The sequence below is a fragment of the Vibrio sp. HENC-03 genome (assembly GCF_000305755.2).
Classification (GTDB): Bacteria; Pseudomonadota; Gammaproteobacteria; order Enterobacterales; family Vibrionaceae; genus Vibrio; species Vibrio owensii.
Genome location: NZ_JH976064.1, coordinates 549,446 through 572,177, shown reverse-complemented (window position 1 = coordinate 572,177; position 22,732 = coordinate 549,446). Strand labels below are relative to the sequence as shown.

The window sequence follows — 22,732 nt, the reverse complement described above, 5'->3', positions numbered from 1 at the left end:
TCAACACAAAACACAATTTGTGACCTTATTCTTTGCAGAATCATAACTTTGCTGAGTGATTTAATGGTGTTACATTTTGTTACTTATTCAATTCCATAAAAGAGATAAATAAATGGCTGGAGCAAGTTTACTAACACTGTTGGATGACATTGCAGCTGTATTGGATGATGTCGCATTGATGTCAAAGGTAGCGGCGAAAAAGACCGCTGGTGTATTGGGCGACGATTTGGCGCTAAACGCGCAGCAAGTATCGGGTGTTGCTGCCGAACGAGAAATTCCAGTGGTATGGGCGGTCGCGAAAGGTTCATTTAAAAACAAGTTGATACTGGTGCCTGCGGCGTTGCTCATTAGTGCGTTTATTCCTTGGCTGATCATGCCATTACTCTTGATTGGCGGTTTGTTTCTCTGCTTTGAAGGTGCAGAGAAGATCTTAGAGAAACTATTCCCTCACGCTCATCAGCATGAAGATAACGCGGAAGAGTCCTCTGATACGGGTGAATCCGTGGAAGAGTATGAGAAGAGAAAAGTGGCGGGCGCGATCCGTACTGACTTTATTTTGTCAGCTGAAATCATCGTGATTGCGTTAGGCACCGTCACAGGAACAAGTATCGTGACGCAGATTTTGGTAGTAAGCCTGATTGCGATCTTGATGACCATTGGTGTCTACGGTTTAGTGGCTGGTATTGTTAAGCTCGATGATTTGGGCTTCTATCTAGAGCGTAAATCCAATGGCGAAGGTCTGAAAGCCAAACTCGGTGGGGCGTTAGTAGCGTTCGCCCCGAAATTGATGAAGATGCTTGCGATTGTTGGTACTGCGGCAATGTTCTTGGTTGGCGGCGGTATTGTTGTTCATAACGTCCCTGCGATTCATCATCTGATTGAACCTATCATTATGGATTTCCGTGGTCACACCATTGCTACTGCGATCGTACCGACACTGCTTAACGGTGTGATTGGTGTCATTGCTGGCTTGGTTGTGGTTGCTGCTTGGACTGTGGTTGAAAAGGTTCGCGGTAAATAAGCGCGAGTTCAGTTTGTTGAGGCTGTATTAAAGCCAAAAAAAGGGTCATGCCTTTCCATATCAAATATGGTGGCATGACCCTTTTTTCATTTCTTGCGGGTGATTACTTCACTTCCCACTCAATTTTTTCATTTGCGCGGATTGGCACAACGATGTCGCTGCCAAATGGCATCGTTTCTGGTACATCCCACGCTGCTTTTTCTAGCGTGACGGTATCTGTGTTACGATCGATGCCGTAAAAATCAGGGCCATTCAAGCTTGCGAATGCTTCTAGGTTTTCTAGCTTGCCTTCGTTCTCAAAGACTTCAGCGTAAAGCTCTAGCGCTGCGTGTGCTGTGTAAGACCCAGCACAACCACAAGCCGATTCTTTTGCGCCTTTTGCGTGTGGCGCTGAATCCGTACCTAGGAAGAATTTCTTGCTGCCGCTTGTTGCTGCTTCGATAAGCGCTTGTTGGTGGGTATTGCGCTTAAGAATTGGTAGGCAGTAGAAGTGTGGCTTAATGCCGCCGACTAGCATGTGGTTACGGTTGAACAGCAGGTGGTGAGCGGTGATAGTTGCTGCAACGTTATCGGAAGCGTTGTTGACGAAATTAGCCGCATCCGCAGTCGTGATGTGCTCAAGAACGATTTTTAGGTTAGGGAAGTCGTTGACGATAGGAGCAAGAACCGTGTCTAGGAATTCCTTCTCACGGTCAAAAATATCAACGTGGTTGTGAGTCACTTCACCATGAACCAAAAGCAGCATGCCAACTTCTTCCATCGCTTCAAAAACGTGGTAGATGTTCTTTGCGTCGGTTACGCCAGAATCAGAGTTGGTGGTTGCGCCTGCTGGGTAAAGCTTTGCTGCAACGATTTTGCCTGTCGCTTTAGCTTTGCGGATTTCGTCTGGCGTGGTGTTGTCTGTTAGGTAAAGCGCCATAAGAGGTTCGAATTGCTCACCGTGTTGTTCAGCAAGGATGCGATCACGGTAGGCTAGCGCCATTTCAGTATTAGTCACTGGTGGGACGGTGTTTGGCATGATCAGTGCGCGGCCGTTATAACGGCTAATATCGCGAACGGTATCTTTTAGAACTTCACCATCGCGTAAATGAACGTGCCAATCGTCAGGACGAGTAATAGTCAGTGTTGTCATTAATTGCTCCCACCATTAAAAAGTTATGTTTGGAGCCTAAACGCTGCATTTACCTCAAGAGCAAACGCTTGCGCTTAGGCGACAGGATGATAGTGGAATTGCACTTTCATTTCATCCCATTTTTCACATTTCTTTTTGGCAGGAGCTCAGTTGGTTACTTCATCGTCAACCAAAGCGCGTGAATGGTGCCTGGTAGGAAGAAGAAGAACGTTAGGATCAGGTTGATGAAGAAGTCTTTCTCTAGACCTTTTTCCATGTAAACCGCCACTGGTGGAAGGAAGATACAAAGTAGAATTAGAATCAGTTTATTAGTATCCATGGTCTATGCTCCGGATAGGTTATGTATAGTGTCAAAAAGTTGGCGAATTATGTGTGCGATGTCACGTTTTGGCAATCCTTATTTCGTCAATACTGTGCAAATTTATGGAACTCTGTTCATAAAGTGAGACAAAAAGGAACGCTTAAGAAAGGACAACGCCAATCGCCTTGGGAAGATACCTTATAAAAATTGAGTTTTTATAGGCACTTGGGTCATTACTCTTATGAGGATATGATAGTCCAATAATGAGAAAGTACCTGTAGGAAGAAGGCTATGTCGCAATCAGTTTTGTCCCAAATTAATGTTTTTCCAGTCAAATCCGTCGGAGGTGTTGCCTTATCTTCCGCTTGGGTAGAAAAACAAGGATTGAGTTTTGATCGTCGATTTATGATTGCGACGTCAGATGGCTCAATGGTGACCGCTCGAAAATTCCCTCAAATGGTGACCATCAAGTCCGCGCTGTTGCCAGACGGAGTGGTGTTTACCAGTCTTGGCGAAGAGCCACTAAAGATCCGTTATCAAGATTTCAAAATGCAGGAAGCACCTGCAACGGTTTGGAAAGACAGTTTTACGGCATACACCACCACTGACGAAGCGGATGATTGGTTTAGTAAAGTGTTAGGCCTTCGCGTTGAGTTACTTTTTACTGGTGAGCAATCCAATCGTGTAAGAGAAAAGTTGGGTCACAACGTTAGCTTTGCCGATGGTTATCCGGTGCTTGTTATCAGTGAAGCGTCACTGGAAGAGCTAAATCGCAGAAGCTCTGAACAGCACTCAATGGATCAATTTCGAACCAATCTAGTGGTATCTAATACCAAGCCATTTGAAGAAGATTCATGGAAACGTATTCGCATTGGTGAAGTCGAATTTGAATCAGTAAAACCTTGTGAGCGTTGCATTCTAACCACCGTTAACACTCAACGTGGTACATTCCGAGAAAGCAAAGAACCACTTAAAACACTGCAAGAATTCCGTGCGAACGAGCGTGGCGGTGTGTTCTTTGGTCAAAACCTTGTTGCTCTTAATGAAGGCATTATTCGTTCTGGTGACCAAGTCGAAGTACTTGAATACAAAGAGCCAGAGTTCTATCCAGACAATTCTCCTCAGCGAATGACGCTCACTTGTGTGGAACGAGAAGAGATTGCGCGAGACTTTGTCACCTTATGGCTTGAGCCAAGCAAAGGTCAGTTACCAACGTACTTACCGGGTCAACATTTACCTATCGAAGTGGATATAGAAGGCAAGAAAGTAGGGCGTCGCTACACCTTGTCATCGAGCCCATCTCGCCCGGGCCGCTACGCGATTTCGGTTAAGCGCGTTTCTGGTGGGCGTGTGTCTAATTCACTGCTTGATAATCTGCAAGTTGGAGATGTGCTGGAAGCGGAAACGCCAGATGGTCAATTTCATCTAAAAGAGCATTCAGTCCAGCCTCTATTGTTGTTGTCTGCAGGCAGCGGTGTAACCCCAATGCTGTCAATGGTTCGTTACTTGGCTGATCATAATCAACTTGATGATGTGGTGTTCTACCATCAGTGCAGCAGCGAGATTGATATCCCATGTAAAGATGAGCTCGATGAACTGAGACGTCAGCATCCGGGACTAGATGTGAAGATTTGCTTAACCCAACCTGCGGTGGATTGGTTTGGTCTTAAGGGGCGAATCAGCTTATCCCATATAAAACAGATCAAAGATGTTGAGAAGCGCCAAGTGTTCGTTTGTGGCCCTGATGGTTTTATGCAAAAGGCGAAAAACCTTCTACTCAAAAAAGGGCTACCGGAAGATAACTATCATCAAGAAGCATTCGGCGTTGCGACTACTACAGCCAAACCAGAGAAAAGTGTTGAGATTGAATTCAACGGCTTTAAGTTGATGGGCAACAACCAACAAACGCTACTTGAGCAAGTAGAGAATGCAGGTAAAAACATTAGCAACAGCTGTCGAGCGGGCTTATGTGGTGCTTGTAAGGTTCAATTAGAATCCGGGCTAGTCGATCACCCAGATGTACCTGCTATCAGCGCAGAGGAACGTGCGATGGGCAAAGTGTTGGCATGTTGTGCTGTTCCGCAAACGGACGTGACACTCGTAGACTGAACGCCTTAAAGATAAACCGTAACAAACAAAAACGCCGCTAATTTAGCGGCGTTTTTCTATTTATCTCAGAGCGGTTTCAGAAACAAATCGCTCAGGAATCAAATCGTCATTTAGTCGTAGATCGTTGGGATCGGCTGACGTTTGTGCTGAGTCATTTTGTAGATTGCTACAAGACGAACACTCACTTCTTGCGATACAGGCTTACCTTCTAGGAAGTCATCGATTTGCTCGTAAGTCAGGCTTAGCGCATCTTCGTCTGCTTTTTGTGGAGCAAGCTCTTCTAAGTCTGCCGTTGGCACTTTTTTCACTAGTTGCTCAGGTGCACCTAATGTTGCTGCAACTTCACGAACTTGACGTTTGCTCAAACCAAACAATGGTGCCATATCGCACGCACCATCACCGAACTTGGTGTAAAAACCGGTGATGTTTTCCGCTGAGTGGTCAGTACCAAGTACTAGTCCGCCAACGTAACCAGCGATTTCGTATTGAGCAACCATGCGAGCACGCGCTTTTACGTTACCTTTCACGAAATCTACTTTTGCTGCTTCTGTTGGAAGAAGACCTGTACCTTCCAATGCAATGTGAGAAGCAGCGTGAAGACCATCTACGCCTGCTTTGATGTTTACCGATACAGAGTGCGTTGGTTGGATAAAAGCAAGAGCAAGTTGTGCTTCGTCTTCATCCTTTTGCTCACCGTAAGGCAAACGAACGGCGATAAACTGGTAGCTATTGTCGCCAGCTTCTTCGTTCAGTTGGTCTATAGCCAGTTGAGCCAAACGACCACATGTCGTTGAGTCAACGCCACCGCTGATGCCAAGAACAAGAGACTTACAGCCTGCTTCTTGCAATTTACGCTTGATAAAAGCGACACGGCGTTCAATTTCGAAATGCGGATCGATAGAAGGGAGTACTCGCATTTCATCGCGGATGGATTGTTCCATTTAGGGTTCCTTTTCCTGCAAATATGTACGACACCAAATGAGTGTGAATAAATTCATACTGCGGCAGGCGTTTATAGTTCACAAATGGTGAGAAACCATGCAGTTGATGTTCATAAACGTCGCTTTAGTGTCAAAAAGCTCTAAAGATTAGTAGTATCATACCGAAATCATCGGATTAGAAAACTCTCTTCAACCAGGTAATCACCGGATATGAAAAAAATCGCCGTTTTTGGCAGCGCATTTAACCCGCCAAGCTTAGGTCACAAGAGCGTGATCGAGTCACTGAGCCACTTTGATCTCGTGCTACTCGAGCCAAGCATTGCACACGCTTGGGGCAAAAATATGTTGGATTACCCAATTCGGTGCAAACTGGTTGATGCCTTCATTAAGGACATGGGGCTTTCTAATGTTCAACGCTCTGACCTTGAGCAAGCTTTGTACCAGCCTGGACAAAGTGTGACGACTTTTGCGTTATTAGAAAAAATTCAAGAAATCCACACGCAAGCCGATATAACTTTTGTCATAGGTCCTGATAATTTTTTCAAATTTGCTAAATTTTACAGAGCAGAAGAAATAACCGAACGTTGGACTGTGATGGCGTGTCCTGAAAAAGTCAAAATCAGAAGCACGGACATTCGTAATGCACTATCAGAGGGTGAAGACATCAGTGCATTCACGACACCAACGGTCAATGAATTATTACTAAGCGAAGGCTTATACAAACAATCGTAATCTGAAAACGAAGAGGTCAGATTTTCATGGTCAGAGTTGTGGTACTTAGTGCATGCGCGCTGCTTGTGGCAACACAGGCTAGCTCTGCTTGTAACTATTTATCTGATCGTTCCGTCGTGTTTGCTGATAACACCATGCCTATCTGTGAAGATATTTTTGATAGCGTTGGTGTGTTAAGTATGGACACGATCAACTGGTACATTGCTGAAAAGTCGATTGAGGGACCTACAGAGAGCTATTGGGATCAGTGGGCAATTAAATCGGAAGACACGCCGATTCTTACTCAGAATCTAGAAAGTAATTACTTTGGTCTTGGACTTTGGATGCCAGAAGAACTGAGGGATGAAGAGGCGAAGATGAGCACCGAAGAGTGGCTAAAAAGCCATGGTTTGATGTTCAGCGTCGGTTTTGGTGATAAGAGCGGTGATGAACCAAGAATGCGTTTTGATTACCGTTGGCACGAATACTACGACGCCGATTGGATGATGCAGATAGAAGTGCCGTTTTAATCGAATTCAAAACAAAAAGGACGTACTCAGTACGTCCTTTTTTACATTCTTTTCTTCGTTAGTTTTTATAGTGCTTCCCCAAACACTAAAAAACACAACTGTTCGTATTCTTCGTCGTTGTTGTTGAACAATCTTGCAACGATGTCCGCTTGTTTTTTGCCTGACAACTTCATCTTACGTGCTTCTCTTAAGGTCAAGACAAGACAAAGCTCTATCGAAATTGAAGAATCACAGCCCGGCTTCCACTTATTAATCGAGTCTGTCAGTGGAGAGCTGGTCAACATTGGCTTTAGTGTCAGAACTTCATGTCTAACAACTTCCAGTAAATCCATCTGGTGTTCGCTACGTGCTTTTGTTGTCACCAACTTTTCAATCAACGCTGACAATAGAGCAGATGGCTTCACGTAACCTGCTTGTTGAGCAAATGCGTCAGTTAAGCGCACAGAAAAGTCACAGCGAGTTACTCGCGTGTTAGGCAAAAAGGTGAGGGAGCTCAAACATCCCTGAGGAATCCAGAAATACTGACCCGGTTCAATGGCATACTCATGTTTACCCAATTTAATGATCGCCAAACCTTCTACTACTGATAGTAAGCTGTGTTTTAGCGCTTTTTTACGCGCAGCAACATTAAGAAAAGGGTAATTAGCGTCGTGAAATTCAATTGCGTAGTTCATTGTGAATACCAGAGTTTTTGGGGCGCTAAGGGTAACGCTAAACCCCTAAATTGCCAACCGGATAACAGATTTTTTTGCGAATAGAAATTGTAATGGTACTGGTATGACCATGTTAAAAGTATGGTCTGAATTGCTGCGGGTTGGCAAAACAATGCGTAAAATGTGCCAGCTCTTTTTGAAATGAATTGAATAATGACTGCCAATACCGATCCTTATATTGAAATTCGTCCATATAACGACGAAGAAATCCCAGCTGCGCTGGACCGCCTGATCAAAGACGATGAGTTTATCAGCGCGATTTTAAACCACCGTTTTGCAAACAAAGCGGCGTGGTTCAAAACTCTCATGAGTCCGATTATCCGTGTCTACTTAAAAGCGAAGTGGAGCAAATTGGATTCTGTGGAGGCAATTCAGCTGGAAGTGAAGAAGTATCTTCAAGATACGCTTAATAGCACCACTGACGGTGTGACGTTTTCTGGCCTTGACCAACTGGACAAGAATACGTCTTACTTATTTGTTTCTAACCACCGTGATATCGCGATGGATCCTGCTCTCGTAAACTACGGTTTGCACCAAACGGATCATCGTACAGTGCGTATTGCAATTGGTGACAACCTGCTTAAGAAGCCTTGTGCGACTGAGCTAATGAGATTGAACAAAAGCTTTATCGTTAAACGCTCGGCGAAAGCGCCGCGCGAAATGATGAAAGCGTTGGGCTTGCTATCAAGCTACATCAAGCACTCTCTTGATACCGGCAACTCGATTTGGATTGCGCAAAAAGAAGGTCGTGCCAAAGACGGTAATGACTTTACTGATCCTGCCATCTTAAAGATGTTTCATGTTGAAGGGCGTAAGCAAAAAGTAAGTTTTGGTGAATACACGCGTTCATTGAAGATTGTGCCTGTTTCCATCTCTTACCAGAATGACCCTTGTGACATTGCAAAAGCCAAAGAGCTGTATGAGAAAGCAGAGAATGGTAGTTACGAGAAAGGTGAATTCGAAGATATCGAAAGCATCATTCAAGGTATCGTTGGCTACAAAGGTAAAGTACACGTTGCATTTGGTGATGTGATCGATCAAGAGTTTGAGACTCCGGATGAGCTCGCGAATGAAATCGATCGTCAGATTCACAATAACTACCGTGTGTTCCCAATCAACCTGCTTGCTGCGGGTCGTGAAGATGAATCGATTACGGAGTCGGTGAAATCTCAGTTGCAAGAGAAGCTGGAGCAACTGCCTAACGGTGCTCACAGTTACTTGGTGGCTAGTTACGCTAACCCAGTAAACAACCAAGAATGATTTAAACTTCGCTCAGTGCTTTGCAATAAAGCACTGAGCGCTTGGTTTTGGGAAGGAGCTTTCGTCTAACCATTTCTATGGTGCAACTGCGCCACCTAGGGTCAAATTCGTTGGCCATTTCGTAACTCGATTTCCCCCCAAAAAGATATTGCCTTTCACTGTCATAGTGTCTGGAAATTCTGTCAGTTTGGAACCACCTATGTACAGGTTACCATCCACGATTAAACCTTCTGGCAGTTCGGTAAGCGGTGTACGAATGACGCTTAGATCGCCTTTCACTCTTAATCTTGTAGGCAAACTGGTTAACGGTGTATCGGTTAAGTTTAAATAGCCGCCTAATTTGACACCGCGTGGCCAACGCTCAATCTTACTACCGAGTAAGTTCGCGTAACCCTTAATTTTCACCCCTGGTCTTATCGTTTTTAATGCGCTGTTGGTGGCTTCTAGGCTTCCTTGAACATCCAACCCTCTCGGTAATTTGGTAATTGGTGTTTGTGAAATGTTTAGGTTGCCTTTAACAACCAACCCATCAGGTATCGTGGTATAGGGCTTATTACGAAGGTCAATGTTGCCATAGTTATCGGTATGGCCAAATTTGGCATAGTAATCGAGCTCATAAGCAATGGATGAGCTGGAAAAAGCCGTCAGAGCGAGTAAGAGAAATAAAGCGCGCATAACCGATACAGTATTGAGGATAAGTGGAAAAGGATAACGTAAAGCATTGTAGGCCGCTACAGCCCAATGTCTCAAGAATATGAGATGCTGCCAAGAACGTGAAACGTTTCTTTGTTAACTTATGTGGTCTTCATTGAGGGGATATTCATGAACTTAAGAACGATTTCTATGCTAGTGGCGAGTACTGCTATGGCCTTCTCAGGCGTTGTGTTAGCAAAATCTTACAGTACACCAGATACAAAGGCTCTAGTAGTGGCAGACGGGAAGCTAGGACAGCGGGTTTGTTACTACGACGATAAGGCATACACCACTGGGGCGGTGTTAAACATAGATGGCGTATTGCTCGTGTGTACCGATGAGAATGACTTTGAAACCAACGGTTCACTGAAGTGGGTTGTGTTTCAGAAAGACAACCAGTAACAAGCCAATCAAGCATTAAAAAAGCGAGCTAAGAGCTCGCTTTTATCTATATGTCGATTATGTATCGATGATTAACGCGCTAGAGAGCGAGTCTTTAGTTCAAAGATAAGTTTTTCAGCACTTACTTCAAACTTGAATCGAGCCGTTAGCTCTTTAGATTCTTCTGTCAGTTCTGAAACGTTGTATTCAACGTCAGCACAAACTTGTGTTGCTAGTTCGATGTATTTCGCCAACTCAGCTTCTAGTGCTGCTTTAGTCTCTGCGAAAATCGTTACGTCGGCAACATCGTCACCTTCTTTGATGATAAAACCCATTTCACCAGCGCAACCGCAAGCTTCACATACTTGGTTTTCTTCTAATTCGACACTCATAACGAATCCTCTTGTAAATACTGTGGGTATTCTATCAGGTATTTGATCTCTATCTACAAAAATGAATGATTTTGGATAAAAAAGGCACGGTATGTTATGTTGTTAACAGTGAGTTAATTAATTTTATTAGAACTTCCTTAAGGAAATTAATGTGATATGTATCAATATTTAAAATCAATTAACCTAGATATTCGTGAGATTTTTGTCAGGTTAGTTGAACTGGGGTTCAATTTATAAGACTATTTCCGGATTAATTATTTTTACATAATTATCATTCTTAGCCTGAGAATAGTTTCGATGAATGATTTGGTGCAAGGTTTTGATGGAGTGGACTTTTCGCCATATTTTGAGTCACATGTATTGACAGAAATATCACTGTAAATTGCACGTTACGCAGTGCATTTTAGTTATGATTGGTCCTCTGATTTGTTGTTAGAGGCATACAGTACATAATGCTGAGGATGATTTTCATTCTGGCCTCATTTAATTGTGAGTTAGATGGATTTACAAAGAGAAGAGCTTAAAATATGCCAAAGCGTAGTAAAGAAGATACCGAAATCACTATCCAGAAAATCATGGATGCCGTTGTTGATCAGCTTCTAAGACTTGGTTATGACAAAATGTCTTACACCACGTTAAGTCAACAAACAGGTGTATCGCGTACAGGTATTAGCCACCATTTCCCTAAGAAAACGGACTTTACCGCCGCGTTAGACGGTCGTATCTTCAAAATGTTCGTAGAACATCTAGAATTTGATAAAGGTCTAGATGCGTTCTCTAAGAGCTGGATTAAGGCTCTAGAAGATACTGAATTCTTAGCGATCTTGCGTCTATTGTTCCACCATATTGTTACTTCAGAAAGCGCACATGAGTTTGCTGCAAATGGCATCGACCGTTTGTACAAGATGGCAGAAAGCCAATTTGGTGCAGGTAGCGACAAAGAGCTAGAGTGGTTGATTGGTCGTTCGCTGATTCAAATGAGCAAATAACCCCAAAACAAAAAGCCCCGCAACGTTGCGGGGCTTTTTTGTATGCCTATTATTTGGAATGGCAAACAAGGGCTTAAAACGCGCTGATTAAGCCGCTGCGTGCACTTGAGGGAAATCCAAGGTTGGGTGCTTAGTTACGATTGAGCGGTAGCCATAGACTTGCTCAATGCGTTCTGGAGTCAGTGCGTTCCAAGGCGTGTCATCACATACTAACTTGCCATCATGCAGCAGGACTAAGCGGTCTGCATATTGAGAAGCTAAGTTCAAATCATGCAACACAATCACGACGGCAGCATTATTCTCTTTGGCTGCTGCGCGAGCAATTTTTAAGGTGTTGTGCTGGTGAGCCAAATCCAAAGCGGAGGTCGGCTCATCTAACATCAAGATTTTCTTATCGCCAGACTGATGAAGCTGAGTGAGAACACGTGCTAAATGCAAACGCTGCTTTTCACCACCAGATAGGGCAGGGTAGAGGCTATCAGCTAAATGCAAAACATCAGTTTGTTGCATGTAATGCAACGCGAGTTCACTGGTTTCTTTATTGGAGATAGAAAGAGGGATTGCTCCGAGCTCGACCACTTCTCTCGCTAAGAATGGAAACGTCAATGTGCTGTGTTGCGGCAACATAGCGACGTGTTTTGCACTCTCTGCAGGTTCCCAATCATTCTTTTGGGTACCAAAGAATTCGATATCATTTTGAGATGGAATTTCGCCACACAGCAGCTTTAATAAAGTACTCTTGCCGGCTCCGTTCGGACCAAGCAATGCTGTGACTTCTCCAGCTCGAATCTCAATACTGATGTCGTCCAGAACGACACGGTTTCCGTATCGCATCGAAATATTTCTGCCCGACAAAACGGTGTTATTCATTACAGGATTTTCCCTTTTTGTTGGAACAGTAAGTAGATAAAGAATGGGGCACCAATTAGTGCAGTAACGATACCTACTGGTAATTCTGCTGGTGCAACCGCGACACGTGCAAACATATCTGCAGCCGTAAGAAGTAATGCGCCCATCAAAGCAGAAATAGGAAGCAGAGTTCGATGGTCAGGCCCTGCGAGCATACGACCTAAGTGAGGAATAACAAGGCCGATAAAGCCAATAGCGCCACAGATACTCACGGTAATCCCCACACCCACTGCAGATAACAAAATGAGCTGTCGTTTTAGCTTCTGAACGGGAACGCCCAAATGCCTTGCTTCAGATTCGCCCAGTAGGAGAGCGTTTAGCGACATCGCTTTTTTCTGGAACCAGAACATCAGCAATACCAATGTCACGGCCGCTAAGCCAATACCTGACCAATTCGCACCTGCTAGTGACCCCATAGACCACAGTGTTAAGTCACGCAGCATTTGATCGTCTGCGATGAAGTTCATGAAGCCAATTGCTGATCCTGATAATGCACTGATAGCAACACCAGCGAGGAGCATGATGGTAACGGATGTACCAAACTTGCTTGTACCTAACCAGTAAACTAAAACAGTAGTGATTGCACCGCCCAAGAAAGCAAAGAAAGGCAATGCCGCTAGGTTCATTAATGTTGGGTAGTTTTGGCTGAAATCAGCGAAAACAACGATAGCAAATGCACCACCTAGCGCCGCACCAGCAGAGACACCGATGATGCCAGGCTCGGCGAGCGGGTTCCGGAACAAGCCCTGCATGACGACACCACAGATCGCTAAAATGGCACCGATAAACATGCAAAGAATAGTGCGAGGAAGTCGTATTTCGTTGATAACGAGTTGGATGTGAGGAGCAAGATCAGAGCTTGCCCCTGTTAAGCTTCGCAGGCTGTCTGTGAAGGTGATATTCATTGGACCTACAGTAATTGAAGCAACTGCGATAAAGGCTAAAATGCCGGATAAAGCAAGCAGAATAGTAGGTAAAGGGGTACGTCTTAATAGCATTGAATCTCTCTACGGGTATAGCAGCTCATTCAGGCGCTTCGCTTCAGAAAGGCTCTTTAGTCCCAAACCACCTACGAGTGCGTGGCCATCAATTGTCACGATGTTTTTGTTCATCCCAGCCGGGGTAGCTGCAAGCAGAGGCATCGCTTTCAAAATGGCATCTGCACCACCCATTGTTTGGTAACTGCGGCCACTTACTAGGATTACATCAGGCTGCATTTCAACCATGGCCTCTGTAGATAGAGGTTTGTATGACGATAGCTGACCTGCCGCTGGGTTTTCACCACCCGCAAGCTGAATGATGGCATCTGGCGTGGTTTCTGAACCTGCGACGTTTGCAGGACGACCTTCATGAATAAGAAGGAAGAGGACTTTCTTTTTGTCAGCTTTTGCAGGTTGGTTGCTCTCAAGTGCTTTTACTTGCGTTTCAACTTCTGTTTTTAGCGCTGTTGCTTGAGTTTGACGATGCATGATGTTGGCAATTTGGTCTATGCGATCCACAAGACCTTCAACATTTGCTTCTGTGTTTACAATCTCTACATCTACACCAGCAGACTTTAGTTGCTCAAGTGTTGTGCTCGGGCCCATTTCATCAGAACCAATCACTTTAGTTGGGCTAAGTGCTAGTAAACCTTCAGCAGACAGACGACGGTGGTAACCTACTTTTGGCAATTCCATTTCTTTTGGCAGTTGGCTGGTGACATCCACAGCAACAAGGCTGTCTTTTGCATCAAGCGCGATAAGTAATTCGGTGACAGCGCTACCTGCGCTGACAACTCGTTCCGTTGAAGGGGCTTCATTGGCAAAAAGACTCGCACTTGCCAGCATAGTGACAGCTGCTGTTAAGGCGGTGCGAACTGGAGATAGTGTTTTATTCATTAGGATGTTCTCAATCTTATGTTCTTTTATTGCGACTCTTCAGTGAGCAATTGAGTCGCTTGAATTCCGTTTTCTTGTAAAAAGCCAAGAAGCTTAACCAGTGACTGAATATCGGCGGTTTTTTCAGCGCCAATCACAATCGGTTTATCTGTTGATTTACTTTCTTCTAGCAGAGCAATCGTGAAGTTTTCCCAATCGATGTAAGACTTGCCATTGATTGCCCAGTGCGGTTCGTCTTTAAGGATGTTGACCGTAATTGATTGTTTATCAACTTCGGCAACGGCTTGGGAATCAGTGCTTGGAAGGTTGACATCCAAAGAGTCGAGCTTGACCGCCGCAGTCAACATCAAGAACACCATTACAATAAAGATAATATCCAGTAACGGGGTTAGGTCCGGTGTTAAACCATGGCTGCTATTGTCTTGAGGTGCTTTAATCATGAGCTTCTCGCTTCCACATGATCAGCAACCGTTGCGATTTCTTTGTTGTTTTCTGGAGAAACGTGTTGCAAAGAAATGCCTTCTAACCAGAGGTTTACATAGTTCAGTGTGTGCTCAAGCTTGGCAATAACGCGGTCAGCCCAAAGACCAATCAGTTGTGCGCCAGAAATTGCGGGCAACGCAATGATCAAACCAGCTGCAGTCGTGCGCATCGCAAGACCTAGGCCATCGGCCAAATCGTTTGGCGTGATGTTACCTGTAGAAGACGCAATACCTTTAAACATATCGATCAGGCCAAGTACTGTACCTAATAGGCCGATAAGCGGGCTGATCACGCCAATCAGAGTCAATAAACGAAGACCTGAGTGCAATTGATGGCGCTTTTCTTGTAGCCAAATCCCCGCCGCATCTTCACGTAAAGATTTAGAGAACGAGTGATGCGCTAGCAACATTGCAACACCACGATAAAGAAGAGGGCGTTTGCCAGAAAGTTCATCCGCCAGCGCTTCGATATCTTTGTTGTTGGTCGGATCAAGGTTATTCAGCTTTTGACGAATTGCGCGTTTGCCTACGCCTAGACTGATGAATACTTGAAAGAGTCGTTCCGCAATGATCATGACTGTAAGTGCAGAGCAAATAACTAAAGGCCAAGTCATAAGACCAAATTGGGTTTGTAAATGTTGTAGCTGTTCCATTATCCATCCAACTTAAAACGAACTGGGATTTGAACTCGGTGAGCAACTTTTTGCCCGCCAGAAATATGTGGTGAGAATTGCCATTGTTTGATGGCACGCAGTGCTGAAACATCGAGCATTTCAGCACCAGAAGATTCGATAAGTACTTGTTTTACTTGGTTGCCATTCTCGTCCAACCAAACCTCATAAAGTGCCACGCCTTCGATACCACGCTTACGAGCTGAACGAGGGTAACGAGGCTGAACAGGCTGGGAAACAAAAGCAGGCTGATCAATCATCACAGGCTGAGACGTTGCGCCTTTTGATTGTTCCGTCGGCGTTGCTTTTTGCTGCGGTACTGGCTCTTTTGCCACTTTCTTTTCCACTTTTTCTTTTGGCTGTGGATCTTTCTTGGCAACAGGCTTAGATGTTTGTGGCTTCTTGACTGGCTTCGGTTTTTTCTCGACAGGTTTCTTTTTGATCGCTTCTTTCTTCACGATTGGCTTTTCTACCGTCTTTTTAACCGGTTTAGGCTCTGGCTTTGGTTGAGGCTTTTTTTGTGGCTCTGGTTGCTTCTCTTCTACCACTTCTTGTGGTGTCGGTTCAGCTTGGACTGGTTTGGGAGCCGAGACTAAATTGAGGCTAACCGAGCTAGTAGGATTCCCTGCAGGCATTGCAAACACCTTCGTCTCTTGAGAGACAAAAAGCAGTGCAGCGTGCACCACTAAAGAGGCGCCTCCGGCAATGACATATCTTTTTACGTTCACGGGTAAATCTCGGTATTGCTAATCATTATCAACTTGGACTGATTATCACTTACAAAAGAAATAAGATCAATTATCAATTGCATTATCATTACGGCCAAATTATGATCTTTGCAGTTTTTTTGAAATGAGCCTCAATCCTTTGTGTGGTGGGCTTTAAGTGAGTAAATATGACCGTCGATATTTATAAATTTGACGAATCAATCCTTGGGAGTGATAGCCCCGATCCGTTGCGCTTTGCTTTTGTGAAAAAACACTCTGCGCATGCGGGTGGCAGTAGCATGCCAGTGCCGCCGCCACAACAAGGTGACATCCTATCGAGAATCACCTCGGAAACGACGACTAAGAACAATAAGCGCTGCTTATACATTCATGTTCCATTCTGTCGAGTGCGCTGTACTTTCTGTAACTTCTTCCAAAATGCTGCCAGCCGTAAGTTAGTCGATGAATACTTTGATGCTCTGATGAAAGAGCTAAAAGAGAAAGCGGCGATGCCGTGGACGCAAAGTGGCATCTTCCATGCGGTTTACATCGGCGGTGGCACGCCAACGGATCTGGCACCAGAACAAGTTCGCATTCTTGGTCAGGCCATTCACGACTATTTCCCTCTAGCAGCTGACTGCGAAATTACACTTGAAGGTCGTATCAACCGATTCTCTGACGAGTTATATCAAGGTGCGCTAGACGGTGGATTCAACCGTTTCTCATTTGGTGTGCAGAGCTTTAATACCAAAGTTCGTCGTAGTGCCAAGCGTTTGGATGATCGCGAAGACGTATTGAATCGCGTAAGTGAGTTGGCAAAAGAAGACAAGATCCCTGTTATCATTGATTTACTTTACGGCCTGCCTTACCAAACAAAATACGTTTTAGAGCAAGATCTTAAGGACTTCATGTCTACAGGCGCTCATGGTTTGGACCTTTATCAGTTAGTGGTTGGCGGTACAGCGCCAATGCTCAATTTGGTTGAAAAAGGAAAAATGCCGCCACCTGCAACGACACCGGAAAAAGCGGGCATGTACGAGCTTGGCGCCAAGTTTATGGCAGAGCACCACATGAAGCAGCTTAGCGTGAACCACTGGGCAATTGATAACCGTGAACGCAGCTTATACAACAGCTTAGCGAAGACCTATGCAGAAGTATTGCCTGTCGGTTGTGGCGCAGGCGGTAACATCGGTGGTTACGGCATGATGCAGCACCGCACGCTAGACACTTACGTTAAAGCTGTAAATGAAGGGCAGAGCACCATCGCAATGATGATGAAGCAAAGCCCACTTGAGCCGCTATTCGCAGCACTGAAGTCCGGCTTTGATCGAGGCATTGTTCAGGCGAGCAAGCTGCCAGCATTTATGGGCGAAGACACCTTCAGTTTCCTGATGCCACTATTCAAAGTTTGGCATGACAAAGGTTTGGTCGAGTTACAAGAGCGCAGTTTAGTTCTGACGTTAGCAGGTAGCTTCTGGGCAGTGTCTCTGGCTCAGGCATGTATTCAAGTACTGACTTCTGAAATGAATAAAAACGTACCAAAAGTATCTAACAATTAATCTGAAAGAAATGGAAAAAACAATGGAATCAATTAAGCAACAGGTCGAAGCCCTACTAGAACAAGAACCGCAACTACTTCCAGCAGCAATGGCTGAGCGCCTTGGTATATCAGAGTTTGAAGTGGTAGCTGCACTTCCTCAAGAGATGGTTGCAGTAGCTCCTGGTGAGCAAGCGCAAAGCATTTTAGAAGGTCTTGTTGGTTTTGGCCCAGTAACAACTATCGTTCATTCTTTTGGTTCTATCTTTGAAGTTAAAGCGCCGTTCCCGAAAGGTAAAGTTGCTCGTGGTTACTACAACCTTATGGGCAAAGAAGGTGAGCTTCATGGCCACCTAAAACTGGATAACGTGAAAAACATTGCCTTAGTAAGTAAACCGTTTATGGGACGTGAGAGCCATTACTTTGGTTTCTTCTCTGAGTGTGGCAGCAACATCTTTAAGATTTACCTAGGCCGCAACGAGAAGCGTGAGCTAATCGAAGATCAAGTAACAGCATTCCGTGCAATGCAAGCAGAGTTCAACAAGTAGTCTCGAATGAGCATGACACTGCACTAATTCGTTAGCGCAGTGTCATTTTATTAAAGAATAACCGAGTTAAAACTCGGAACAACAAACAAGTAAAGTTAGGTATCAAAATGGATCAGCAAGTTAAACAAGAGCGTTTACAAGGTCGTCTAGGACCAGAAATCAAGGAATTTCGTCAGGAGCGTCGTACCATTCAATTAGCAACAGTTGATGCGGAAGGCCGTCCAAACGTAAGTTACGCACCATACGTTCAAAACCAGGAAGGTTACTTCGTTCTTATTTCTCAGATTGCTCGTCATGCACGCAACCTATTAGAGAATCCAAACGTATCTTTGATGATGATTGAAGACGAAGACTCGTCGAAGCAGTTATTTGCTCGTAAGCGTCTAACGTTTGATGCAGTTGCAACCGTTGTTGAGCGTGATACTGAAATGTGGCAACAAGTTGTTGGCCAGATGAAAGATCGTTTTGGTGAGATCATCGATGGTCTGAGTCAACTAGAAGACTTCGTTCTGTTCAACCTAAAAGCAGAACAAGGTCTATTCGTAAAAGGCTTTGGTCAAGCTTACCAAGTATCAGGCGATGATCTGGTTGATTTCGTTCACCTTCAAGAAGGTCACAAGAAAATCGAAAACGCATAAGCCGATTTTCTAACTTATGATCGTCTAAACGGATGTGAATGCTCAAAGGGAGTTAGGTTATACTGACTCCCTTTTTTATTAGAACAAAAGCACAGAGAAAGAGCATGAGACCAGTAAGCAAGGAACTTGGCGAGATTTGTTACCCATTCATCTATGAAGACAGCCCAGTATGTGACTTTGAAATCACTGCTGATGAGTTGTGTAGCCGAATTGGGTTGGTTCTATCGATGGAACTCGATGACTTTAGCCGTGACATACTGACTCGAATGCAGCCCAACGTATATCATGTAAATGGCTCTATCCGCGGAAAACTCGCGATTACAGAAGCGGAAGTCGATGAGCTAAAAGCCGATTACGATGCAGTTAAGGCTCGTATCGACGGTGGATTTAAAGGATTTGTGCTTCCAGGCGGCCACCCAACTTCAAGCCAACTGCATTTGTGTCGTTGCCAAGCAAAGAAGGTGGTTCGTGCATTGGTTTCCGTTGAGCATTCAGGTAAGAAACAACCCGATCCAATTTTGTTCCGTTATTCAAACCTGCTCGCGAATGTGCTCTATAGTCTGGCGTCTTACATCAACCACATTTATCAAGTCGAAGAAACTGAGTTTGTGTCTCGCAGCTACACAATGCCAAGTAAATAGGCAAAATATCACCTAATAGTCTGAATTTAATGACTTTAAGCTAGCCGTCGCAGAGTTCTCATTCGAGTGCTTTGATTACCTTTACCCATCTTTCTACCTTTGTTTGAATAACGATTAAAATTGATTCAGAGGAAAGAAACGATGGGTTTAGTTGTTGGGGGGCCTTTATTGGTCTGGCTGTTTTGCGCGGTATTGTCTATCAGGGCGGGGTTTGTGTTGTTTGCAGGGCAGCATTTTTCGAGTGTTCTGATTGCTATAGCGTTAGCGGTGGGTGCGACAGCTTCTATTATTTTCTACAACTGGTATTCGATTGCGAAAAGGGAGGAGGTTTACTTTTTCTCCCTTGCAATGGAATTGTTGTGTCGCCCCGCATTGATCATGCCAACGGTTATCGCGATAGGACTGTATTTCTTCGGCGGAGGGCTATTGCTCAATAGTCATATCAAAATGTTCGTCTTTGTTGCAATGTTTTCATGTTCGGTAGCGAGTATCACGAGTTTGTTCACTGCCGAAAAAGTTATTGATGTATACCAGATCAAGCAAACTTATTAGATATGATTAAGAAGCCATCGCTTTTGCTTCCAGCTCTTTCGCACCGCGCAGCATCGCTTCAATCAATTCCCCAGCGTTGAATTTCTCTAATGCCTCGTGAGCGCCAACTTGGTGAGCTCGGTCAACACAAATCTCGCTTGATAGAGACGTGTGAAGAATTCGGTAAGAGTTGTTCAGCGCAGAATCATTTTGAACTTCAAACGCAAGTTCATAACCATCCAGCCCTGGCATTTCAATGTCACTCACTAAAAGGTCAATTGGGCGGTTAGCTTCTGCATCTCGCTTCATCAAGTCGAGTGCGTCTGAGCCGTTTTTACAGATTTGATACGGGATGTTGATGCGGTCTAGCGCGTCGCTCAATTGCTTGCGAGCGATAGAAGAGTCGTCCACCAAAAGGATATTTAAGGCTTTCAAACGCTCGCGCTCGATGTCTGTAAGCATTGGAATCTTGGTATTCTCGTATTGCGGGTAGATCTTTGATAGTAGAAGCTCCACATCCAACATTTGGACGATCTTCTCTTCATAGCGAGTAATACCCGTTACAAAGATATTATGACCCGCACTTGATGGCGGTGTTTCGATAGATTTCCAATCACATTCAATGATCTTCTCGATACTTCGCACCATAAATGCCACTACGGTACGTAGACAATCTGTCACGATCAAATAGCAATTCTTGTATTCTTCCTCTTGGATAGGACGGAATCCAATTGCTGCCGCCATATCGATGACTGGCACCGTCAAATCACGAATTGTCACAGTGCCAATTACATGATGGTGCGAATAGGGAATTTTGGTGGTCGGCATGTAAGGTACAATTTCACGGACTTTAAGTGTGCCAATTGCGAAGTTCTGTTGCAGGGTGAGTTTAAACACCAACATACCTTGAGATTGGTTCGCTTTACTCGCGACTTTTGCCATGAAAATAACCTTATCAATATCACTGATTTATGTAACTAATCTAATCTTATAAGGCGACCGCTTCAACCGTAGAGCGTGGAAAAGTGAGCTTTTTAGGAAATAGCGCAAATTAAAGGTGAAATTGAATCGGTTAGCGGCCAAGTTTTCATCAAATTGTTAGATAGAAACGAATATCAAAAGATGAAGATAAGGACGGCATGAGAGAAATTATTGCGATATTGAAGCGATTCGGTAAACTTGCGCCACCCGAACAGTGAGAGACAGACACATGGCAAATACAGCAGCCGCTTTACACATTCTTGTAAAGCATAAAGAACAAGCTGAAGACATCATCCAGCAGCTTAAAAAAGGTGCTAAATTCCAGACATTGGCAAAGAAATACTCGACTTGTCCATCTGGTAAACGTGGTGGCGACCTAGGTGAGTTTCGCCGCGGTCAAATGGTGCCACAGTTCGACAAAGTTTGTTTTTCTGGTGAGGTTCTTACTCCACACCTAGTCAAAACCAAATTCGGTTGGCACGTTGTGAAGGTGTTATACCGCACGTAGGGTAGAACGTATTTAAGAAGCACCTTGTTAGGTGCTTTTTTTGTGTCCTTAACAACGCGTTTTGTTATCTAACTAGCAATTAACCGTCTTGCGTATTGAATGTTGATACTTTAATGAGCTATTAAATATGCAAATGGTTGTTTATTTTGATGAGAAACATGACGGTAAAAGATACGAAGCGTTTGGATATCGACGCGCAGCCACACAACATTGCTTTTAATTACAAGAGAAATAAAGCAAAGGCAATTTTGACGTTAAAAGGAATTCTTGATGGAATCCATGCAGATGAGTATTTAAACCAGGTTGAAGAGGTATACCTGAGAGCTTGGAAAGACAATGATATCTTCAACTTCAAAGATGGTGATTTCATTGATATTCACGAGCAAATTGAAGATATTTTAGAAGATGGAGTAATCTCGACTTCTGAGCTAAAGGATATACAGCAAATGTTGCAAGACATCCTCGATTATGGTGATTTAGAGGATGGTGGATACGAGAGCACTGTCAATCACCTCTTGGGATTTCTGAGTGGCATCAGTGCAGATGGTATGCTTTGCGATATGGAAATTGAGCGTCTTTCTAGCTTACTTCAACAAGATAAGGCTTTAACACGTATGTGGCCTGCTAGTGCAATTAAAAAACGGTTAGACGCCATCTTAGCGGATGACATTGTTGATGAAGAAGAGAGAAAAGAGCTGTTAGATTTGATCAAAGCTATTTCTGGTCAATCAATGCTTGATACTGGCCTCGCTTATGGAATGTCTGCTGATTTCTCTACGACACAAGATGGTCGTATGTGTGTTGATGGAAAGCGCATCTGTTTTACCGGAAAGTTCTTGAGTGGTACTCGTAAAGTTCAAGAACAAAGGGCATTGGCTCTAGGGGCTGAAGTAAAAGGTTCTGTCTCAAAAAGTATAGATATCCTTGTGCTAGGTGCTATTGCCAACAGGGATTGGCGTTTTACAAGTTACGGACGAAAGATAGAGTCTGCTCTTTCATTCCGAGATGAAGGTATTAAGTTGGAAATTATTAACGAGGAGCTTTGGAACGCATTGGTTGGCTGTTCAAGTTAAGCGTTTATTTCTTCTTATTGATAGCGCGTTTATCGCGCTATTTTTGTATCTAGCGTTCTTTATTCGCGCACCTGCCGTCATCATTTCGAGTCTTCCTCTCCTTTTCTATCAATTTATAAACCGCACCAACTGTGACGTGAGCAGCAGTTTCGCTTTCTTAAATATTTGTTACATATCGAATTATTGCCCCATATTCACATTCTTACTGAAAAAAGGCGTAATAGTGAGAGTAGGCGCGATCAGAATGGTTTATCTGCAAAATGCTTATAAAACAGGTGTTTAAATCGGTATCCTTGCGATCTTTGTTTTGGCTTGGGTGTTCGAATACTTTTAAACGGACGTTTAAACCTTAACTGGGGATGAGCTACGCCTTGTTTTTCCACCTAGCAGAAACGCAAAAGGGGTGAGGGAGGTTCGCTAATAGTTCTTATAATTTTGGCTATTGGATTCGCTCAC

The 22,732-nt window shown here is 44.1% G+C and carries 27 protein-coding genes; 14 read left to right on the top strand and 13 right to left on the bottom strand.

Translation table 11 applies throughout. The features are described from left to right. The first annotated feature begins 112 nt into the window (after positions 1 to 112). Positions 113 to 1,021 carry a DUF808 domain-containing protein gene (locus VCHENC03_RS20670; RefSeq protein WP_009704854.1) on the top strand — a complete coding sequence of 303 codons (909 nt, stop codon included), beginning with the start codon at positions 113 to 115 and terminating at the stop codon, positions 1,019 to 1,021. Between the two features lie 103 nt (positions 1,022 to 1,124). On the opposite strand, the gene pyrC is transcribed toward VCHENC03_RS20670, so the two are convergent. After that, positions 1,125 to 2,153 carry a dihydroorotase gene (gene pyrC, locus VCHENC03_RS20675; RefSeq protein WP_009704853.1) on the bottom strand — a complete coding sequence of 343 codons (1,029 nt, stop codon included), beginning with the start codon at positions 2,151 to 2,153 and terminating at the stop codon, positions 1,125 to 1,127. Positions 2,154 to 2,307: 154 nt separating this feature from the next. Beyond that, a complete protein-coding gene (locus tag VCHENC03_RS26645) occupies positions 2,308 to 2,472 on the bottom strand; it encodes a YqaE/Pmp3 family membrane protein (RefSeq protein ID WP_005453437.1) in 165 nt (54 codons plus the stop codon). A gap of 273 nt (positions 2,473 to 2,745) precedes the next feature. Between VCHENC03_RS26645 and VCHENC03_RS20685 the strand changes: the two genes are divergently transcribed. Further along, on the top strand, positions 2,746 to 4,563 hold the full coding sequence (locus VCHENC03_RS20685) for a hybrid-cluster NAD(P)-dependent oxidoreductase (RefSeq protein ID WP_009704851.1): 1,818 nt from the start codon (positions 2,746 to 2,748) through the stop codon (positions 4,561 to 4,563). Between the two features lie 110 nt (positions 4,564 to 4,673). Here the strand turns inward: VCHENC03_RS20685 and nadE are convergent, their stop codons facing one another. After that, the gene (nadE, locus tag VCHENC03_RS20690; protein WP_009704850.1) at positions 4,674 to 5,504 is read right to left on the bottom strand and encodes an ammonia-dependent NAD(+) synthetase; all 831 of its coding nucleotides are present in this window, start codon (positions 5,502 to 5,504) and stop codon (positions 4,674 to 4,676) included. Positions 5,505 to 5,714: 210 nt separating this feature from the next. Here nadE and VCHENC03_RS20695 point away from each other — a divergent pair, with 210 nt between their 5' ends. Next, the gene (locus VCHENC03_RS20695; RefSeq protein ID WP_005441138.1) at positions 5,715 to 6,236 is read left to right on the top strand and encodes a nicotinate-nicotinamide nucleotide adenylyltransferase; all 522 of its coding nucleotides are present in this window, start codon (positions 5,715 to 5,717) and stop codon (positions 6,234 to 6,236) included. A gap of 26 nt (positions 6,237 to 6,262) precedes the next feature. Next, on the top strand, positions 6,263 to 6,745 hold the full coding sequence (locus tag VCHENC03_RS20700; RefSeq protein ID WP_005441137.1) for a hypothetical protein: 483 nt from the start codon (positions 6,263 to 6,265) through the stop codon (positions 6,743 to 6,745). Positions 6,746 to 6,810: 65 nt separating this feature from the next. Here VCHENC03_RS20700 and VCHENC03_RS20705 read toward each other — a convergent pair whose 3' ends face one another. Next, positions 6,811 to 7,419: a hypothetical protein gene (locus VCHENC03_RS20705; protein WP_009704849.1), complete on the bottom strand. Its 609-nt coding sequence runs from the start codon at positions 7,417 to 7,419 to the stop codon at positions 6,811 to 6,813. 192 nt (positions 7,420 to 7,611) lie between these two features. Between VCHENC03_RS20705 and VCHENC03_RS20710 the strand changes: the two genes are divergently transcribed. Further along, entirely contained in the window at positions 7,612 to 8,718 is a 1,107-nt protein-coding gene (locus tag VCHENC03_RS20710) for a 1-acyl-sn-glycerol-3-phosphate acyltransferase (RefSeq protein WP_009704848.1), read from the top strand. A gap of 75 nt (positions 8,719 to 8,793) precedes the next feature. Here the strand turns inward: VCHENC03_RS20710 and VCHENC03_RS20715 are convergent, their stop codons facing one another. Then, the gene (locus VCHENC03_RS20715; RefSeq protein WP_009704847.1) at positions 8,794 to 9,393 is read right to left on the bottom strand and encodes a hypothetical protein; all 600 of its coding nucleotides are present in this window, start codon (positions 9,391 to 9,393) and stop codon (positions 8,794 to 8,796) included. A 147-nt stretch (positions 9,394 to 9,540) separates the two neighbouring features. On the opposite strand from VCHENC03_RS20715, the gene VCHENC03_RS20720 reads away from it, so the two are divergent. After that, positions 9,541 to 9,813 (top strand): YnjH family protein, encoded by a 273-nt coding sequence (locus VCHENC03_RS20720; RefSeq protein ID WP_032802124.1) that lies wholly within the window; start codon positions 9,541 to 9,543, stop codon positions 9,811 to 9,813. Between the two features lie 71 nt (positions 9,814 to 9,884). Here VCHENC03_RS20720 and VCHENC03_RS20725 read toward each other — a convergent pair whose 3' ends face one another. Then, positions 9,885 to 10,184 carry a YfcZ/YiiS family protein gene (locus tag VCHENC03_RS20725; RefSeq protein WP_005441132.1) on the bottom strand — a complete coding sequence of 100 codons (300 nt, stop codon included), beginning with the start codon at positions 10,182 to 10,184 and terminating at the stop codon, positions 9,885 to 9,887. 527 nt (positions 10,185 to 10,711) lie between these two features. Between VCHENC03_RS20725 and VCHENC03_RS20730 the strand changes: the two genes are divergently transcribed. Further along, positions 10,712 to 11,173, top strand: coding sequence for a TetR/AcrR family transcriptional regulator (locus tag VCHENC03_RS20730; protein ID WP_005441131.1), 462 nt, complete (start codon positions 10,712 to 10,714; stop codon positions 11,171 to 11,173). Positions 11,174 to 11,260: 87 nt separating this feature from the next. Here VCHENC03_RS20730 and VCHENC03_RS20735 read toward each other — a convergent pair whose 3' ends face one another. The 6 genes from VCHENC03_RS20735 to VCHENC03_RS20760 are packed head-to-tail and all read right to left on the bottom strand — an operon-like array spanning position 11,261 to position 15,840. After that, positions 11,261 to 12,043 carry a heme ABC transporter ATP-binding protein gene (locus VCHENC03_RS20735; RefSeq protein WP_009704845.1) on the bottom strand — a complete coding sequence of 261 codons (783 nt, stop codon included), beginning with the start codon at positions 12,041 to 12,043 and terminating at the stop codon, positions 11,261 to 11,263. Then, positions 12,043 to 13,080 carry a FecCD family ABC transporter permease gene (locus VCHENC03_RS20740; RefSeq protein ID WP_009704844.1) on the bottom strand — a complete coding sequence of 346 codons (1,038 nt, stop codon included), beginning with the start codon at positions 13,078 to 13,080 and terminating at the stop codon, positions 12,043 to 12,045. The genes VCHENC03_RS20735 and VCHENC03_RS20740 overlap by 1 nt, the downstream gene beginning before the upstream one ends. A gap of 9 nt (positions 13,081 to 13,089) precedes the next feature. Then, positions 13,090 to 13,959, bottom strand: a complete 870-nt coding sequence (locus VCHENC03_RS20745; protein WP_009704843.1) for a heme/hemin ABC transporter substrate-binding protein — start codon at positions 13,957 to 13,959, stop codon at positions 13,090 to 13,092. 26 nt (positions 13,960 to 13,985) lie between these two features. After that, positions 13,986 to 14,399, bottom strand: coding sequence for an ExbD/TolR family protein (locus VCHENC03_RS20750; protein ID WP_005441127.1), 414 nt, complete (start codon positions 14,397 to 14,399; stop codon positions 13,986 to 13,988). Next, complete coding sequence (locus tag VCHENC03_RS20755; RefSeq protein ID WP_005441125.1) at positions 14,396 to 15,094, bottom strand: MotA/TolQ/ExbB proton channel family protein; 699 nt, start codon at positions 15,092 to 15,094, stop codon at positions 14,396 to 14,398. The genes VCHENC03_RS20750 and VCHENC03_RS20755 overlap by 4 nt, the downstream gene beginning before the upstream one ends. Continuing rightward, entirely contained in the window at positions 15,094 to 15,840 is a 747-nt protein-coding gene (locus VCHENC03_RS20760) for an energy transducer TonB (RefSeq protein ID WP_032802122.1), read from the bottom strand. The genes VCHENC03_RS20755 and VCHENC03_RS20760 overlap by 1 nt, the downstream gene beginning before the upstream one ends. A gap of 167 nt (positions 15,841 to 16,007) precedes the next feature. Between VCHENC03_RS20760 and hutW the strand changes: the two genes are divergently transcribed. The 5 genes from hutW (at position 16,008) to VCHENC03_RS20785 (ending at position 19,735) form a co-directional block, all read left to right on the top strand. Beyond that, positions 16,008 to 17,378, top strand: a complete 1,371-nt coding sequence (hutW, locus tag VCHENC03_RS20765; protein ID WP_009704841.1) for a heme anaerobic degradation radical SAM methyltransferase ChuW/HutW — start codon at positions 16,008 to 16,010, stop codon at positions 17,376 to 17,378. A 22-nt stretch (positions 17,379 to 17,400) separates the two neighbouring features. Continuing rightward, positions 17,401 to 17,904, top strand: a complete 504-nt coding sequence (gene hutX / locus VCHENC03_RS20770) for a heme utilization cystosolic carrier protein HutX (protein WP_009704840.1) — start codon at positions 17,401 to 17,403, stop codon at positions 17,902 to 17,904. 107 nt (positions 17,905 to 18,011) lie between these two features. After that, positions 18,012 to 18,542, top strand: coding sequence for a heme utilization protein HutZ (gene hutZ / locus VCHENC03_RS20775; protein WP_005441121.1), 531 nt, complete (start codon positions 18,012 to 18,014; stop codon positions 18,540 to 18,542). 104 nt (positions 18,543 to 18,646) lie between these two features. Beyond that, complete coding sequence (locus VCHENC03_RS20780) at positions 18,647 to 19,183, top strand: ATP:cob(I)alamin adenosyltransferase (RefSeq protein WP_009704839.1); 537 nt, start codon at positions 18,647 to 18,649, stop codon at positions 19,181 to 19,183. A 141-nt stretch (positions 19,184 to 19,324) separates the two neighbouring features. Then, positions 19,325 to 19,735, top strand: coding sequence for a hypothetical protein (locus VCHENC03_RS20785; RefSeq protein WP_009704838.1), 411 nt, complete (start codon positions 19,325 to 19,327; stop codon positions 19,733 to 19,735). A 6-nt stretch (positions 19,736 to 19,741) separates the two neighbouring features. On the opposite strand, the gene VCHENC03_RS20790 is transcribed toward VCHENC03_RS20785, so the two are convergent. Then, positions 19,742 to 20,656, bottom strand: coding sequence for a chemotaxis protein (locus VCHENC03_RS20790; protein WP_005441118.1), 915 nt, complete (start codon positions 20,654 to 20,656; stop codon positions 19,742 to 19,744). Between the two features lie 253 nt (positions 20,657 to 20,909). On the opposite strand from VCHENC03_RS20790, the gene ppiC reads away from it, so the two are divergent. Both ppiC and VCHENC03_RS20800 read left to right on the top strand, forming a co-directional pair. Further along, the gene (gene ppiC / locus VCHENC03_RS20795) at positions 20,910 to 21,203 is read left to right on the top strand and encodes a peptidylprolyl isomerase PpiC (protein ID WP_223976268.1); all 294 of its coding nucleotides are present in this window, start codon (positions 20,910 to 20,912) and stop codon (positions 21,201 to 21,203) included. A 158-nt stretch (positions 21,204 to 21,361) separates the two neighbouring features. After that, a complete protein-coding gene (locus VCHENC03_RS20800) occupies positions 21,362 to 22,276 on the top strand; it encodes a BRCT domain-containing protein (RefSeq protein ID WP_009704837.1) in 915 nt (304 codons plus the stop codon). Positions 22,277 to 22,732 lie beyond the last annotated feature (456 nt).